The organism is Paraburkholderia diazotrophica (assembly GCF_900108945.1).
Taxonomy (GTDB): Bacteria; Pseudomonadota; Gammaproteobacteria; order Burkholderiales; family Burkholderiaceae; genus Paraburkholderia; species Paraburkholderia diazotrophica.
The window spans coordinates 54759-70082 of record NZ_FNYE01000022.1 but is presented as its reverse complement, the minus strand read 5'-3'; the positions used below and the strand labels follow the sequence as shown (position 1 = coordinate 70082).

General features: G+C 61.3%; 16 protein-coding genes. 5 read left to right on the top strand and 11 right to left on the bottom strand.

From position 1 onward, the window contains the following. From BMW76_RS24920 to BMW76_RS24880, 9 genes are all read right to left on the bottom strand, one after another. Positions 1 to 1200 carry an acyl-CoA dehydrogenase family protein gene (locus BMW76_RS24920; protein WP_090870043.1) on the bottom strand — a complete coding sequence of 400 codons (1200 nt, stop codon included), beginning with the start codon at positions 1198 to 1200 and terminating at the stop codon, positions 1 to 3. A 43-nt stretch (positions 1201 to 1243) separates the two neighbouring features. Beyond that, the gene (locus BMW76_RS24915) at positions 1244 to 2386 is read right to left on the bottom strand and encodes a CaiB/BaiF CoA transferase family protein (RefSeq protein ID WP_090870041.1); all 1143 of its coding nucleotides are present in this window, start codon (positions 2384 to 2386) and stop codon (positions 1244 to 1246) included. A gap of 3 nt (positions 2387 to 2389) precedes the next feature. Continuing rightward, positions 2390 to 3244 carry an SDR family oxidoreductase gene (locus BMW76_RS24910; protein ID WP_090870039.1) on the bottom strand — a complete coding sequence of 285 codons (855 nt, stop codon included), beginning with the start codon at positions 3242 to 3244 and terminating at the stop codon, positions 2390 to 2392. A 44-nt stretch (positions 3245 to 3288) separates the two neighbouring features. Further along, positions 3289 to 4104 (bottom strand): enoyl-CoA hydratase/isomerase family protein, encoded by an 816-nt coding sequence (locus BMW76_RS24905; RefSeq protein WP_177200483.1) that lies wholly within the window; start codon positions 4102 to 4104, stop codon positions 3289 to 3291. Positions 4105 to 4121: 17 nt separating this feature from the next. Then, positions 4122 to 4928 carry an enoyl-CoA hydratase/isomerase family protein gene (locus BMW76_RS24900; protein WP_090870035.1) on the bottom strand — a complete coding sequence of 269 codons (807 nt, stop codon included), beginning with the start codon at positions 4926 to 4928 and terminating at the stop codon, positions 4122 to 4124. 11 nt (positions 4929 to 4939) lie between these two features. Further along, a complete protein-coding gene (locus BMW76_RS24895; RefSeq protein WP_090870033.1) occupies positions 4940 to 5740 on the bottom strand; it encodes an enoyl-CoA hydratase/isomerase family protein in 801 nt (266 codons plus the stop codon). A 141-nt stretch (positions 5741 to 5881) separates the two neighbouring features. Then, the gene (locus BMW76_RS24890) at positions 5882 to 7033 is read right to left on the bottom strand and encodes a thiolase (protein ID WP_090870032.1); all 1152 of its coding nucleotides are present in this window, start codon (positions 7031 to 7033) and stop codon (positions 5882 to 5884) included. 60 nt (positions 7034 to 7093) lie between these two features. Further along, on the bottom strand, positions 7094 to 7459 hold the full coding sequence (locus tag BMW76_RS24885; protein WP_090870030.1) for a Zn-ribbon domain-containing OB-fold protein: 366 nt from the start codon (positions 7457 to 7459) through the stop codon (positions 7094 to 7096). A 49-nt stretch (positions 7460 to 7508) separates the two neighbouring features. Next, positions 7509 to 7724, bottom strand: a complete 216-nt coding sequence (locus BMW76_RS24880) for a hypothetical protein (RefSeq protein WP_090870028.1) — start codon at positions 7722 to 7724, stop codon at positions 7509 to 7511. Between the two features lie 116 nt (positions 7725 to 7840). Between BMW76_RS24880 and BMW76_RS24875 the strand changes: the two genes are divergently transcribed. From BMW76_RS24875 to BMW76_RS24855, 5 genes are read left to right on the top strand one after another with little or no spacing between them, the layout of a single operon-like run. Then, positions 7841 to 9004, top strand: coding sequence for an acyl-CoA dehydrogenase family protein (locus BMW76_RS24875; protein ID WP_090870026.1), 1164 nt, complete (start codon positions 7841 to 7843; stop codon positions 9002 to 9004). A gap of 50 nt (positions 9005 to 9054) precedes the next feature. Continuing rightward, a complete protein-coding gene (locus BMW76_RS24870; RefSeq protein WP_090870024.1) occupies positions 9055 to 9531 on the top strand; it encodes a MaoC family dehydratase in 477 nt (158 codons plus the stop codon). Between the two features lie 2 nt (positions 9532 to 9533). Continuing rightward, positions 9534 to 10787: a CaiB/BaiF CoA transferase family protein gene (locus BMW76_RS24865; protein WP_090870022.1), complete on the top strand. Its 1254-nt coding sequence runs from the start codon at positions 9534 to 9536 to the stop codon at positions 10785 to 10787. 38 nt (positions 10788 to 10825) lie between these two features. Beyond that, positions 10826 to 11590: a glucose 1-dehydrogenase gene (locus BMW76_RS24860; protein ID WP_090870020.1), complete on the top strand. Its 765-nt coding sequence runs from the start codon at positions 10826 to 10828 to the stop codon at positions 11588 to 11590. Between the two features lie 43 nt (positions 11591 to 11633). Next, positions 11634 to 12410, top strand: a complete 777-nt coding sequence (locus BMW76_RS24855; RefSeq protein ID WP_090870018.1) for an enoyl-CoA hydratase-related protein — start codon at positions 11634 to 11636, stop codon at positions 12408 to 12410. Positions 12411 to 12538: 128 nt separating this feature from the next. Here BMW76_RS24855 and BMW76_RS24850 read toward each other — a convergent pair whose 3' ends face one another. Then, complete coding sequence (locus BMW76_RS24850; protein ID WP_090870016.1) at positions 12539 to 13489, bottom strand: hypothetical protein; 951 nt, start codon at positions 13487 to 13489, stop codon at positions 12539 to 12541. Between the two features lie 750 nt (positions 13490 to 14239). Further along, complete coding sequence (locus BMW76_RS24845; protein ID WP_090870148.1) at positions 14240 to 15307, bottom strand: NAD(P)-dependent alcohol dehydrogenase; 1068 nt, start codon at positions 15305 to 15307, stop codon at positions 14240 to 14242. Positions 15308 to 15324 lie beyond the last annotated feature (17 nt).

Sequence of the window (15324 nt, the reverse complement as noted above, 5' to 3'; positions counted from 1 at the left end):
TCAAAGTCCCAATACCGACTTCGCGAGAATGTTCTTCTGAATCTCGTTGGAGCCGCCCACAATCGAAACGTGACGTGCAAAGTAGTGATTCGGCGCGATCGTAAGCGCCCATTCGGGCTCGCGAACCGCGTCGCCAACACCGCGCAGGAAGTCGATGTCGAGCGGCAACGCATCGGGGCCCGCGACTTCCAGCAGCAGTTCGGCGGAAAGTTGCTGGAGTTCCGAACCCTTGATCTTGAGGATCGAAGTCTTCGGGTCCGGCACGTGGCTCTCTTGTGCACTGCTTTCGGCGATCACGCGCATCTGCGTCATTTCCAGCGCTTTCAACTCCACTTCCACGGCTGCGACCCGCTCACGAAAGCGCGGATCGTCCCACAGCACGCCGTCACCGCAGGGCACGCGCTTCGCGAGATCTTTTGCGTGGCGCACGCGCATCTTCGAAACGCCCACTCGTGCAATACCGCTGCGCTCGTTGCCGAGTAGATACTTCGCGTAGTCCCAGCCCCTGTTTTCCTCGCCAATGCGATTGGCAACCGGCACGCGCACGTTGTCGAAGAACACCTCGTTGGTTTCGTGGTGGCCGTCTATCGTGATGATCGGGCGCACCGTCAGGCCCGGCGTCTTCATGTCGATCAACAGGTACGTGATGCCCTGTTGCTTCTTCCCGCTCGAATCCGTGCGCACGAGGCAGAACATCCAGTCGGCGTGATGCGCCGTCGAGGTCCAGAGCTTCTGCCCGTTGATGACATAGTGGTCGCCGTCGCGAACCGCCTGGGTTCGCAGCGCTGCCAGATCCGAGCCCGCGCCCGGCTCGGAAAATCCTTGGCAAAACCAGTATTCGAGGCTCGCGATGCGGGGCAGGAAGTGACGCTTCTGCTCTTCGCTGCCGAACGCGATCAACACCGGGCCAATCATGTTCACGTTGAACGACAGCGTCTCGGGCGCCGGCGCCATGTGCAGCTCTTCCTTGAAGATATATTGCTGCACGGCGCTCCAACCCGTCCCGCCCCACGCCTTGTCCCACGCCGGCGTCGCCCAGCCGCGCTCGTAGAGAATGCGCTGCCAGCGGCGCAGGTCGGCCGCCGAATAGCGCTGCCCCAAGGCAGCCTTGCGTCGAATGTCGGCGGGCAGCGCTTCCTTGAAGAAGGCTCTTACCTCATTGCGGAACGCCACCTCTTCGTCGGTATATCGCAGATCCATGAATGTCTCGTTACGTTTTTGTGGGTAGCCTGCCGTGTGCCGCTCAGGCCAGCGTTCCCGCTTCTTTCAGCTTGCCAATGCGGCCCGGTTCGAGCCATGCGGCCAGCGCAGCGTCGACCGTTGCCGCGTCGGGCGCCTCGGGCGCCGTCGGCTTCGCGGGCACAGTGGCGGAAAAGCGCGGCGCCGGAGCCGGCTGCACGATGCCGTCGACTTCGATGAACGTGCCGCGCGCCTTTAAATGCTCATGCTCAGGTGCCTCGGTCCACGACAGGATGGGTGCGAAGCACGCGTCCGAATGCTGGAGCAGCGTGGTCCATTGCTCGCGCGTGCGGCTATTGAACTTCAGCGCAAACAGCGCGCGTGCGGCAGGCCAATTGCTTTCGTCAAGCTGAGCGCCGAGTGTTTGCGGGTCGATATCGAGCAGACGAAGCAGCGCCAGATAGAACTTGTCCTCGATGGGACCGATCGTGATCCACTTGCCGTCCGCGCATTCGTACACGTCGTAGAAGTGTGATCCGGAGTCCGTGATATTCGTCCCGCGCCCGTCACGCCAGATGCCGGCAGCCTGCATGCCGAAGAACGTGGTGGCAAGGTTCGCCGTGCCGTCGACGATCGCGGCATCCACGACCTGGCCTGTGCCGCCGTTACGCGCATGCAAAATCGCGGAGAGCAGTCCCATTGCGAGGTACAGCGAACCGCCGGCATAGTCGCCGATCAGATTCAACGGTATCGACGGCGGCTGATCGCGGCGGCCGATCGCGTTGAGCACGCCGGTGATCGCGATGTAGTTCAGGTCATGCCCCGCGTACTGCGCAAGCGGGCCTTCTTGCCCCCATCCCGTGATACGTCCATAGGCAAGCTTCGGATTGCGTTCGAGGCAGACCTGCGGACCGAGCCCAAGGCGTTCCGTCACGCCGGGGCGGAAGCCTTCGATCAAGGCGTCGGCGCGCTCCACGAGAGAGAGCACGAGTTCCACGGCCTCCGGGTCTTTCAGATCGAGCGCGATCGTTTTGCGGTTACGCAGCAACAGGTTGTAACGCAGCGGGCGCTCGATGCCGAGCTTGGCCGGCTGGCGACGCTCGATGCGCAACACCGTCGCGCCCAGATCGGCGAGCAACATTGCCGCCATGGGGCCCGGTCCGATGCCGGCCAGCTCGATGATTCGAACTCCTGCGAGCGGACCCATGGTTCAACCCTTGCGCGCATGGGCACGCATGGCGTCCCATTGTTCGTCGGTCCAATCCTGCATGGCACGGAAGGTCGGGCCGCCAACGCCCTGCATCCAGCGGCCGCCGTCGATCACGATCATGTCGCCGGTGATATAGCCGGAGCCGTCCGAAGCCAGATACGCATAAAGATCCGCGAGTTCCGTGTGATCGCCGAAGCGCCGCAGCGGAACCGAGCGCTCTTGCGGTTCGACCTGCGAGCCAGGCGGATACAACTGCTCCCAGGCACCGGGCGTCGGGAAAAGTCCGGGCGCCACCGCGTTCAGGCGAATGCCCTTCGGCCCCCACTCGACCGCAAGGCTTCGGGTCATCGCCAGAACGCCAGCCTTCGCCGCAGCGGAGGGCACCGTAAAGGCCGAGCCCGTCATCGTGGGAGTGGACACCGTGCTGATCACGTTGCCCGCGTGGCCCGCGTCGATCCAGCGCTTGCCCGCCGCGATCGTGCAATAGAAGCTGCCGTGCAGCACGATATCGAGCACAGCGTCCACTGCACGCGGCGAGAGGCTCTCCGTGCGCGCGATGAAATTGGCCGCCGCGTTGTTCAGCAGCACATCGAGCGGCCCGTCCTGCCAGATCGTATCCATCATTGCCTCGACGGATTCCGCGCTGCGCACATCCGCCTGCACAGTCGTGACGCGTGCGCCTGGCACTACGCCGCGAAACTCGTCGGCCGTCGCGTCGAGCACTTCCTTACGGCGGCCGCAGATGACGAGATCGGCGCCCAGTTCGAGATAGCGTCGGCCGATACTCTTGCCGAGGCCCGTGCCACCGCCGGTGATCAGGATTCGTTTGTTCTTCAGCAGGTCAGGCGTAAACATTGGCATTGAACTTCCAGTAGAGACAGCAACAAAGAACCGCGGCTTCAGGCACCCGTAAAAACCGGCTTGCGTTTTTCCATGAAGGCCTTCACGGCTTCCGTGTGATCGCTCGTTTGGCGGGTCAGGGGATTGAGATCGGTTTCCAGACGGCATGCGTCTTCGATCGAGTTGCCCGCGTTGACGAGACTCGCCTTCAGGAGTGCCAGCGTCACCGGCGGATAGCCCGCGAAGCGAGCCGCAGCCTCGATCGCCGCATCGAGCGCGTGTCCGCTCGCGGCCACCTCGCTGACAAGGCCGATGCGGCGCGCCGCGGTTGCATCGATGACATCGCCCTTCAGCATCAGTTCACGCGCCTTGCCGCCACCCACCTTTTGCGGCAGTGTCCAGAGAATCCCGGTATCGGGCAGTAGCCCTACCTTGCCGAACGCACACGAGTACTTCGCCGTCTCGGCGCTGACCACGACATCACAGGCAGCAGCCAGCGAGAGGCCCGCTCCATAGCACGTACCTTCTACTGCCGCGACGACCGGCTTCGTGCCCGTATAAATCAGCTTGAAGAGACGCACGCCCACAGCAATGCGCTCACGCAGCGCGAGCAACGGCGGCGTGGCCGCGTGCATTTCGGACAGGTCGCCGCCCGCGCAAAAATGACCGCCGGCCCCCGTCAGCACGATGGCGCGCGTATCCGGGTCGTCGTTCATGAGCCGCTGAAACACATCGGTCAGCGCGAGCCGCATCTTCATGGAGAACGCATTGCGGCGCTCGGGATAGTTCATCACGACAACGGTCACGTCGCCTTCGCGGCGCACCTGCACGATCTCGTCGCCGCCCGCGGCCTTTTCCTTCTGCTCGATACTCATCGCATGGGTCCCCGCGCTCACTCACCGGTGAAGACCGGTGTGGTCTTTTCCATAAATGCCTTGCAGGCAGCCTGATGGTCTTTAGACTGACGCAGGATGGGCTGATAGTCGATCTCGGCTCGCAGCGCGCCTTCCATGGTCGTCGCGGCATTGGTGAGCGATTCCTTCAGCAGTGCCACGCCGAGCGGCGGCAACGCCGCGAGGCTCAGCGCAACTTCGATCGCCTTGGCGCGCGCCGCGCCCGGCTCAACCACTTCGTTGGCGAGGTCGATCGCTGCGGCCTTGTTGCCGTCGATCTCGGTGGCGAGCGAGAGCATCTCTCTCGCGCGGGCCATGCCGATGCGCTTCGGAAGCGTCCACAGAATGCCGGTATCCGGAATGAGGCCGACGCGCAAAAACGCAGCGCAAAAGCGCGCGGTCGACGCCGCGACCACGTAATCGGCCGCCACTGCGAGCGACAGTCCGGCTCCGAAGGCCACGCCTTCCACCGCTGCCACGACGGGCTTCGGACCCGCCTGCATTTCACGCACCACCACACACGATTCCGCCAGAATCTCGCGGCTTTGCAGGATCGTGCGCTTCGTCATTTCGGAGATGTCCGCACCAGCGCAAAAATGCTCGCCCGCACCCGTGAGGACGATTGCGTGCGATTCGGGATCGTCGACCATCAGACGATGCATCGTGTCGCGCAGCAACTGACGCATCTGGCGCCCCATCGCATTGCGGCGTCGCGGATTGTTCAACGTCACGATCGCGACCGGCCCCTCGCGGGTCACCTCGATCAGCGATGCCGTTTCGGTTTCTACCGTTTGCTTTTCGCTCATGATGGCTTCCTTCAGTCAGCCACGAACACCGGCTTGCGCTTTTCCATAAAGGCGCTCACGGCCTCCTGGTGTTCGCGGCTGCGGCGCAGGATGGGCTGCAGGTTGACTTCGGCCTCGATCGCGTCGTCGAGCGTGCGGATGCCCGTCGCGAGCGCGGCCTTCAGATGCGCGGTGGCGACCGAGGGCAATTCCGCGTACTGTTGCGCCACCTTCAAGGCCGCGTTCAGCGCTTCGCCGGGTTCGACGACCTGATTCGCAAAACCGGTCTCACTGGCTTCGACGCCGTTGAATTCTCGCGCGCTCAGCATGAGTTCACGTGCGAGGCCGCCGCCCACGCGTTGTGAAAGCGACCAGTAGAGACCTGTATCGGGCAGCAGCCCGACCTTGACGAACGCGCTCGCATATCGTGCAGCCGACGATGTGACGACGTAGTCGCAGGCCGCAGCGAGCGAAAGCCCTGCGCCAAAAGCAAACCCTTCGACGGCGGCGACAACGGCTTTCGGCCCTTCGACCATCAGTCTGAAGATGTCGAGGGGCAGTTCATTGCGCTGCCGGTACTCGAGCACCTTGCGCGCCTGCATCTCCGAGATATCGCCACCCGCACAAAACGTATTGCCAGCGCCGGTCAATACGATTGCGCGGCAGCTTTCTTCGTGATGCATCAGACGACAAAGTTGCGCGTACAACGTCTCACGCATCTTCAGTGAAAACGCGTTGCGCCGCTGGGGGTAATTCAATGTGACGATCGCGATCGCGCCGTCTTGCTGGACCTGGACGATATCTGTTGCGTCACTGCCGGTCTCTTCGCTCATCTGTCCGTCTCCTGTCGATCAGAGTTGGCGCTTTAGCTGTCGATCGGCGTTGGCGCTTCAGCACCTACTCCGATCCCATGCAAAGCACTGACTCTTATCCCATGCAAAGCTGTTGACACTGGCCCCGGCGGGTCGCTTCTCTTACAGTGTTTCCTCTGTTCCGAGAATCACCGTAGCCTGGCTCGAGAGCACACCGCCGTTGCCGTGCGCGATGGCCAGTTTCGCACCGGGAATCTGGCGCTCGCCGGCACGGCCCGTCAATTGCCGCATCGACTCCTCAATCAGGAAAAGCCCATACATGCCGGGGTGAACGCAAGACAAACCGCCGCCGTTGGTATTCACCGCGAGCCGGCCGCCCGGCGCGATGGCTCCGTCCGAAACGAAGCGGCCGCCTTCGCCCTTGGGGCAAAAGCCGAGGTCTTCGAGGAACAGAATGGTGTTGATCGTGAATGCGTCGTACAGCATCGCGACATCGATGTCGCCAGCCTTCACGCCCGCCATTTCATACGCGCGCCGGCCCGATTGCGCTGCAGCAGTCACCGTGAGATCAGGCATGTTCGCGATCTCGCGGTGCGAAGTGGCCGAGGCCGCGCCGAGCAGATACACGGGCTTGTCGGTCAGATCGCGGGCGCGCTCGGCGCGCACCATGACTACGGCCGCCGCGCCATCCGTCACGAGGCAGCAATCGCGCACGGAAAGCGGGTCGGACACCAGACGGGCGCCCATCACATCATCGATCGACAAGGGCGTGCGCATGTACGCATCCGGATTAAGCTGCGCCCACTTGCGCGCGGCGACAGCCACCTCGGCCAGATGTTCGCGTTTCGTGCCGTACTGGTGCATATGCCGCGCGGCCGCGAGCGCATAGGACGACACCGGATTCATCGGCCTATACGGGCTCTCCCACGGCGAGGGACGTGACGACTGGACGAGCTTGCCCGCCGCGCTACGCTGATTGCTCCCATAGGCGATCAACGCAACGTCGATTTGTCCCGTACACAACGCCATCGCAGCAGTGTGTGCGTAAATTTCGAAAGCCGAGCCGCCGCTTCGGTTGTTGTCGGTGAACCTTGGGTTAATACCGAGGTATTCGGCAAACGTGAGACCCGAGAGCATGTCGTCCGGCGTGCACACGAATAGCCCGTCGACATCGCCGGGTTTGAGCCCGGCCTGGGCCAGCGCGTCGACGGAAGCGCGCGCTGCAAGGTCCATCGACGACAAGCCAGGTGCTTCCCCAATCCCATAGGTGGCGCCTGCCACCAGTGCGGTACGCCCGCGCAAGTTGAATTCCATTCGATCTACCTTTCATCAGGTGCGACCGGCTCTTGGCGGCCGGCTGCGGGTTAGCGGGCGTCAGGCTGGTTCGAACACAAGCAGTGCCGCATCCCCCCGGTAGACGATCTTCGCCTGCACGGGCATGCCAATGCGCACAGCCTCTGGCTCGATGCCCTCCACACAGCTGAGCATGCGCACACCTTCTTCCAGATCGATCACTGCGACGTTGTAGCTCGGCGTGGGCGACTTCTGGCGCACGACCGTGGTGGAATAAACCGTGCCTTTCCCGCAGGCTTCGACCCACTCCAGATCGCGCGCCCCGGTAACCGGCTCGGCAACGCGCGGATAGAACACATAGCGGCCGCTGCCGCGGCTGCGCTGGATCATCAAGCGGCCCTCGGCCAGAAACTTCTGATAGTCGACTTCAGGACAAAGAGACTCCATTCCCCGCTCCTCCAAATCGTTTTGCCTCGGGCTCCCGCGAATCGAGCCGTTACGTCGGGCCAAAATCGAACAAATAACCGAACACTGTTCCAAATCTTAAACGCATCGCAAACACTTTGTCAACGGCGGGAAAGCCCTGCCACGCCCCGCCCCACAAGGCTGACAGTACATCCCGGCGAAATTCCGGACGCACCTCGGACAAACCCGCGGCAGCCGCTTTCAGCGCTTGACGGTTGCCAGGCGCATCGTTTACTTTATCGAACATTGTTCAATATTATGAAGCCCCCGGATGACTCGGGAGTGGACAGCGGGGCGACGTTTGCCCACTCCGAAAGACGCATCTGGGTCCGGCCCTGAAAACCGCCAGTAAGAGAGCTCCAAGTGACATACGAACTAACAGACGACCAGGTTCAGATCCGCGATCTCATCCGTCGCGTCGCGAGGGAGCGCGTGGCGCCGCGCGCCGATGAGATCGACCGCACGGCCGAGTATCCGCACGACATGTACGCACTGCTCAAGGAACTCGGCCTCTTCACGTTGCCCTTCCCCGAAGCGTATGGCGGCGCAGGCAGCGTGATGTCGGCCTGTATCGCGGTCGAGGAATTCGGGCGGGTTTGCTACAACACCGGCTATTTGCTGGTCGTGCAATGGACGCCCTTTGGCGCCATTCTCGAAGGGGGCACGGAAGAGCAGAAAGCACGTCTGCTGCCCGGGCTCGCCTCCGGGGACTTGCGTGGCGCGCTCTCCATTACAGAGGCTCAAAGCGGCTCAGATGTTTCTGGCATTCGCACCACGGCGCGCCGCAAGGACGGCGGCTATGTGCTCAACGGCTCAAAGATCTGGTGCACGAACTCGCATATCGCAGACTTCATTCTCGTCGCGGCAAAAACGCTCGATGAGGAAGGGCAGCCGCTGGGGATCAATCTCTTCATCGTCGATCGCAACACGCCCGGTCTCACGATCGGCAACGAAGAAGACAAGATGGGCGCGCGAGGCGTGGCGTCGTGCCCTCTCTACTTCGACGACGCCTTCATTCGTGCGGAAGACCGTCTCGGACCGGAGGGCGGCCAGGGATTCAAGGTGGCAATGGAAGCGCTCAACACGAGCCGTCCCATCGTTGCGGCACGCGCAGTTGGCATCGCTCAGGGCGCGATCGATCACGCCGTCAGGTTTATTCAGGACCGGGTGGCGTTCGGCCAGACCATCAGCAACTTCCAGGGCGTGCGCTGGATGATCGCCGACATGGTTACGCAGACGGAGGCCGCGCGCCAGCTCGTCTATCGCACCGCATCGCTCGTCGACGCGGGCGTAAGCGGACGCGAACTCGCTCCGATGGCTGCGATGGCAAAGATGTTCGCATCGGATGTCGCCATGAAGGTAGCGACCGACGCCGTGCAGCTATTTGGCGCAGCCGGCATCTCCAACGAATATTCGATCAACCGTTATTTCCGTGATGCAAAAGTTGTGCAGATCATCGAAGGCACTAACCAGATCCAGCGCAACATCGTCGCGGACAGCGTACTGGGCCGCGTCAAGAAAACCTGACAACGACAGCCGGGCTAACAAGCGAGAGCTACAACAACAGAGGACAGGTAATGGAAGAAATCGAAACGGTTGGTTTGGGAATTCACTGGGAGGACCTGCCCGTTGGACGCAAGTTCAAGACCGTGGGCCGGACAGTCACTGAAACGGACGTCGTGAATTTCGTTTCCGTTACCGGCATGCTTGAGGTGCTGTTTACCAACACCGAATTTCTAAGGGAGCAGTCCGCTATCAAAGGGCGCGTCGCGCCTGGGGCGCTTGTGTTTACGCTCATGGAAGGGCTGCTCACGCAGGCCACCATGCAGGGTGTCGGCTTCGCGTTCCTTAACATGGAACTGGATATCAAGGGCCCCACCTACGTGGGCGACACGATTCATGTGGAATGCGAAGTCATTGAATGCCGGCCCAGCAAGGGGCGCCCAGGGCTTGGCCTGGTACGCACGCGTAACCGCGTGATCAAGCAGGACGGCACGGAAGTGATGGTGTACACGCCGCTCAGACTCGTGAAGGGCAAGGAATACAAGGCCTGAGCATGGAAAATCCACAACAACCTCTCGAACGTGCCACGGGCCCGTTAGCCGGTGTCCGCGTGATCGACCTGACCATCAACGTGCTCGGTCCAGTCGCCACGCAGCTGCTCGGCGACATGGGTGCGGACGTCATCAAGATCGAACCGCCCGAAGGCGACCAGAACCGCAAGAACGGTCCCGGCCGCAACCCCGACATGGCTGTCTTCTATACGATCATGAACCGCAACAAGCGGAGCGTGATCCTGAACCTCAAGCATGCCGAGTGCCGCGAAGCGCTGCTCAAGCTTGTCGAGACGGCCGACGTCATCGTGCACAGCATGCGACCGAGCGCAGCCGAGCGACTCGGCATCGGCTACGAAGCAGTGCGGGCGCGCAACCCGCGCATCGTGTACGCGTCGGGTGCGGGCTATCGCATCGACGGCCCCTACAAGGACCGCCCCGCTTTCGACGACGTGATCCAGGGCGAAAGCGGCATTGCGGCGATGAACCGCGACGCCGACGGCTCACCGCGCTACTTTCCCACCGTGATCGTCGATAAGTTCTGCGGTTACGTGCTGGCGTCGTCGATCAGCATGGCGCTTTTCCACCGCGAGCGTACCGGCCTCGGCCAACTCGTCCACGTGCCGATGTTCGAGACGATGCTGCAATTCAATCTCTTCGAGCATCTTTGGGAAGGCGCGCTGGGCTCCAATGACGGCACGGGTCTTGGCTATCCGCGCATGTTTTCGCCGTATCGCCGGCCCTATGCGACGAAAGACGGCCACATCTGCCTGCTCGCGGTCAACAACGAGCAATGGCGCCGCGTGCTGTGCGCGATCGATGCGGCGCATCTGCTCGACGATCCGCGCTTCTGCCACATGACAGAACGCATGCGCAACATTAACGAGTTGTACCGCATCGTCGGCGATGCCATTCGCAACAAGACCACGGCGGAATGGAACGCGATTTTCGCATCGTCGGATGTCCCGCACGGTCCCGTGCGCGACCTGAAAGATCTGATGCATGACGCGTATATCAAGGAGACCGGGTTCTTCAAGCGTTTCGATCACCCGACCGAAGGCGACATGGTCATGACCTCGATCCCGGTGCACTTCTCCGAGTCGCCCGGCAACGTTCGCTATCTGCCGCCGAATCTCGGCGAACACAGCATCGAAGTCCTGATCGAAGCGGGCTACAGCGCGGGCGAAGCCGGCGCGCTCGTCGCCCGTGCCACGGGAAAAGGCGAAGCCGTTACGGAAGCGCTGAGCAAGGACTAACTGGCGCGAAAGCGCCTCGCACATCACGGAGGGAATCAATGAAGGGGCTCAAGGAGAAGGTCGTCGTCGTCACCGGCGCTGCAGGCGGGATCGGAACCGCGATCAGCAGACGATTCGGCGAGGAAGGATCGACCGTCGCGCTGTTCGACCTGAACGAAGAAGGCGCTGCCCGTGTCGCGGCGGAAATCGAGGCGGCGGGCGGCAAGGCGCGTGCGTACCGCGTCGACATCACGGATCACGAAGGCGTGCATGCCGCAGTGGCCAAAGTCGAGGAAGAGCTCGGTCCGATCGAGGTTCTCGTGAACAACGCGGGCTGGGACATGGGTGCCTTCTTTCTGCAAACCGAGAAGCCGTTCTGGGACAAGGTGGTCGCGATCAATCTATACGGGCCGCTGAACATGCACCATGCCGTGCTGCGACGCATGGCCGAACGTGGCCGTGGCCGCGTCGTGAATATCTCGTCGGATGCGGGTCGCGTGGGCTCCTCAATGGAAGCAGTGTACTCATTCTGCAAGGGCGGTCTCATCGCATTCACGAAGACGATGGCGCGCGAAATGGCCCGTCAGAAGATTCCCGTCAATGTTGTTTGCCCAGGCCCCACCGCGACCCCGCTTCTCGACAATCTCGCGCAAGGCGAGAAAGGCGAGCGCATCAAGGCCGCGCTCGTGAAGGCCGTGCCTTTTGGCCGCATGGGTGAACCCGGCGACATCCCCGGCACGGTTGCCTTCCTCGCGAGCGACGACGCCGCGTTCATCAGCGGCCAGGTCATCAGCGTGTCCGGCGGTTTGACGATGGCCGGTTAAACGGCACCGCGAACCTGTTCTTCAAAACACATTGGAATACGACATGGAATTCAAGGACATTATCTACAAGGAGGCGGATGGCGTCGCGACGATCACCATCAATCGCCCCAACGTCTATAACGCGTTCAACGCCAACACCTGTGAAGAGCTCATCAAGGCCTTCGGTCTCGCGGGATGGAACAAGGATATCGGCGTCGTGGTGCTCACGGGCGCCGGCGAAAAGGCATTCTGCACGGGCGGTGACCAGTCCGGCGACGGCTACAACGGGCGCGGCACGGTGGGCCTGCCGATCGAAGAGCTGCAAAGCATCATCCGGGATATTCCGAAGCCCGTAATCGCACGAGTGAACGGCTACGCGATCGGCGGCGGCAACGTGCTCGTGACGATCTGCGACCTCGCGATCGCTTCCGAGACCGCGATCTTCGGCCAGGTCGGTCCGAAGGTGGGTTCGGTCGATCCGGGTTTTGGCACCGCGTACCTCGCGCGCATCATCGGCGAGAAGCGAGCACGGGAAATCTGGTACATGTGCCGCAAATACAGCGCGAAGCAGGCGCTCGACTGGGGTCTCGTCAATGCCGTCGTACCGCCCGAGCAGCTCGACGCTGAAACGAAGAAGTGGTGCGACGAGATTCTGCAGATGAGCCCCACCGCCATTGCGCTGGCAAAGCGCTCTTTCAATATCGACACCGAGAATATTCGCGGCATCGGCGCATTCGCGATGCAGGCGCTCGCGATGTATTACGACACGGACGAGTCGAGGGAAGGAGGCAATGCTTTCCGCGAAAAGCGCAAGCCGGAGTTCCGCAAGTACGTGAAATAAGACAAAGCAACAACGTGGCGACAGGCGGCCGACCCGTCGCCATCCCAACTCATTTCAAACTTTGCGCTTCTGCAGCGATCCTGAGCATCCGGGCGCTCACAGCATCCAGCGTTTAGCAGTGTGAGCTCCTAAAACCGGTAGTTCCATGCTTGGTTAGTGCGCCCGCGCTCGGCAACTTCTCCCCAAGCGAACCAGACTTCGGGCTCTCTTTTGTCGCCTGGACGGCGCCACCGACCTTCAGTCTGCGGCGTGAACGCCGTTGTCGCGCCCGTGCCCAACATATCCGGCATACGGCCCTTCGGGTCAGGAATAAATTCCCATTCCGCTCCGGATGAAGTACGTACCGATACCCGCTTCGGCCACGGTTCAGTTGATATCAGCTCGACACTACCGGTCACATTCGTGTCGAGGACAAGTTGTCCCCGCTCATTTGTCAACAGCGCGAAGCCGATGCGGTCGGTACCAAGGACGAAATGCCCAGCATCATAGCTACCGTCCTTATATCGCGTGCCCCATGTGTACCAGGTACGATGGTGTGCCTTCGGTCGAAAAAGCGGATCCTTGCCGCCATACATCCTGATGCCCTTCGGCAAATATGCCTTGTCGAAAGCAATCACACCGCGAACGGGCTTGCCGAGCGCGACGCCTTTCATCTCATAGATCTGTGAGACATAAAGCTCGCTGCCCGATGGCTCTGCGATGTACCACTGTAGCCCGGGGCCCATCAAGGTGCCCGTGACATCGAGCGCTCCATCCTCGCTCCAGTGAATAGTTCCGCCATCGGCCGACATCTCGAGCTTATATGGCTTCCCCTTCGCGCCGTCCGGTGAGTGCCATATGCCATTGCCGCCTTCGGACGAGGCGACCGCTTCTGTCGCCGCCGCCATAAAGATATTTGGCAATACTCGCAGTTCGTCCTTGCCTTGATTCGACTGCACGAAAAGACCCTGCCGAGCGGCATCTGGTTGAAGGTTGAAGTTGCGGACCCACTCGGACATGTTGCCATCCATGTCTCGAAGGCAGCCGTAGATAAATGACATTTGTGGTGGCAGCCCGAGTAACTCGTCCGTGTCCAGCATCAACGCCGCAGAAGGCTGGTGTGGACCCACGATTGCCTTACCTCCGAAGGCGCCGGCTGGCGGCCAAGGCAACGACTTGTCCGGACCAACGGGTCGAGGAGCCGCTGCCGTTGCGACTTCAGGCGCGGCTATACTAAAGAGACCGTTCATGCCTACGGCCGCCGCTCCCAGGAGGCGAACCACCGTGCGGCGGTCGATACCAACTACCTGGCCGACTCCACTCTTATCACTCATTGCATCTCCGTGTTGTATTAGGCGTTGCTCTGATATAAAGGTACGATGCGCGCGATTGCCGACCATCGCCTGCATTTACGTGGAGCAAGTTACCTCGGCCGAAAGTCAGGCACTCGATCGCATTGTCACGGCCGAGCGAAGTCGGTTTCCTGACCTCTTCGAACGTCTGCATAGCGAAGGCTAGCTACGAGCGACCACCATCGTGCGTAGACTGCTGGTCGAAGCCGGGCCGCGTGAAGCTGCGGTGGCAGTGCAAGCCTTTTACTCTCTGTTGGTGCTTGCGCCGATGGGTGAAAATTTGGGACTAGCATACGCTTGCGCGTCCGATCTCCACCGTGTCATAGACTTCGTCATCGCCGGTGCACAGTTACCCGCTGGCTAAGTACCTGAGTGGTCAGCGTGCGCCGGCGCCGATTCACGATCGTTCAGCGTGAGGGAAAGTTGGCGCAACTCCATGCTCGCATACCTGGAAAAGGCGCGGCAACGTTACCGCGCCCGAAGAAAGCACTTAGGTAATCAATCCGCCGGCCTCGACTTCAGCGATTCCATATCGATCACAAAGCGATAACGCACATCGCTTTTGAGCAATCGCTCATATGCGCGGTTGATATCCTGGATCCTGATCATTTCCACGTCGCAATTGATATCGTGTGCAGCGCAGAAGTCCAGCATTTCCTGCATCTGCTCAACACCGCCAATTGCGGAACCGGCGATGGATCTACGCCCGGTCACCAGCAAGCCACTGTGAACAGCCGGAGCAATGGGACCGATCAAGCCAACGAGTACAAGTGTTCCATTCAATCGTAACGTTGAAAGGTAGGGATTGAGGTCATGCGGGGTCGGAATTGTATCGAGGACGAGATCGAAGTTCCCCGCTGCAAGGCCGATCTGCGCGAGATCGCTGGATACGAGCACGTGGTCAGCACCAAGACGCCGGGCCTCTTGCTCTTTTCCTGCACTGCGCGTGATCAACGTAACCTCGGCACCCATCGCCTTGGCAAATTTCAGTCCCATATGCCCCAGGCCACCGAGACCAACAACAGCAACCTTGTGGCCTCGCCCGATATTCCAACGGCGCAACGGTGAATAGCTCGTAATTCCCGCGCACAACAAGGGCGCGGCGGCCTTAGGGTCCAGACCATCAGGAATTCGTAGCACAAACTTCTCGGAGACAATGATCCGCTCGGAGTAGCCGCCATACGTCGGTCGCCCGTCGTGTCGATCAACACCGTTGTAGGTCGGTGTCGGCTTGTTCAAACAGTATTGCTCTTCACCTTCGCAACACGGCGAGCAATCGCCACAGGAATCAACCAGGCAGCCAACGCCAACAATATCGCCCGCTTTGAATCGCGTTACCGTGGCGCCGACATCAATGACTCGACCAATGATTTCATGGCCGGGTACCAGCGGGTAGCGAGTGTTACCCCAGTCGTTATGCACCTGATGAAGATCCGAATGACACACGCCGCAGTACTCGATCTCGATGACCACGTCGTCGATCCGTGGATGGCGCCGAGTGAACTGGAAGGGTGCAAGCAGAGCACCAGGGGCGGTGGCCGCGTAACCATTGAGAATATCTGTCATGTAATCCCCCAAACACG

What these genes read in the sequence shown, in the direction of transcription:
- BMW76_RS24920 (WP_090870043.1), bottom strand. Translation starts at nt 1,200, where the DNA reads ATGGATCTGCGATATACCGACGAAGAGGTGGCGTTCCGCAATGAGGTA.
- BMW76_RS24915 (WP_090870041.1), bottom strand. Translation starts at nt 2,386, where the DNA reads ATGGGTCCGCTCGCAGGAGTTCGAATCATCGAGCTGGCCGGCATCGGA.
- BMW76_RS24910 (WP_090870039.1), bottom strand. Translation starts at nt 3,244, where the DNA reads ATGTTTACGCCTGACCTGCTGAAGAACAAACGAATCCTGATCACCGGC.
- BMW76_RS24905 (WP_177200483.1), bottom strand. Translation starts at nt 4,104, where the DNA reads ATGAGTATCGAGCAGAAGGAAAAGGCCGCGGGCGGCGACGAGATCGTG.
- BMW76_RS24900 (WP_090870035.1), bottom strand. Translation starts at nt 4,928, where the DNA reads ATGAGCGAAAAGCAAACGGTAGAAACCGAAACGGCATCGCTGATCGAG.
- BMW76_RS24895 (WP_090870033.1), bottom strand. Translation starts at nt 5,740, where the DNA reads ATGAGCGAAGAGACCGGCAGTGACGCAACAGATATCGTCCAGGTCCAG.
- BMW76_RS24890 (WP_090870032.1), bottom strand. Translation starts at nt 7,033, where the DNA reads ATGGAATTCAACTTGCGCGGGCGTACCGCACTGGTGGCAGGCGCCACC.
- BMW76_RS24885 (WP_090870030.1), bottom strand. Translation starts at nt 7,459, where the DNA reads ATGGAGTCTCTTTGTCCTGAAGTCGACTATCAGAAGTTTCTGGCCGAG.
- BMW76_RS24880 (WP_090870028.1), bottom strand. Translation starts at nt 7,724, where the DNA reads ATGTTCGATAAAGTAAACGATGCGCCTGGCAACCGTCAAGCGCTGAAA.
- BMW76_RS24870 (WP_090870024.1), top strand. Translation starts at nt 9,055, where the DNA reads ATGGAAGAAATCGAAACGGTTGGTTTGGGAATTCACTGGGAGGACCTG.
- BMW76_RS24865 (WP_090870022.1), top strand. Translation starts at nt 9,534, where the DNA reads ATGGAAAATCCACAACAACCTCTCGAACGTGCCACGGGCCCGTTAGCC.
- BMW76_RS24860 (WP_090870020.1), top strand. Translation starts at nt 10,826, where the DNA reads ATGAAGGGGCTCAAGGAGAAGGTCGTCGTCGTCACCGGCGCTGCAGGC.
- BMW76_RS24855 (WP_090870018.1), top strand. Translation starts at nt 11,634, where the DNA reads ATGGAATTCAAGGACATTATCTACAAGGAGGCGGATGGCGTCGCGACG.
- BMW76_RS24850 (WP_090870016.1), bottom strand. Translation starts at nt 13,489, where the DNA reads ATGCTGGACACGGACGAGTTACTCGGGCTGCCACCACAAATGTCATTT.
- BMW76_RS24845 (WP_090870148.1), bottom strand. Translation starts at nt 15,307, where the DNA reads ATGACAGATATTCTCAATGGTTACGCGGCCACCGCCCCTGGTGCTCTG.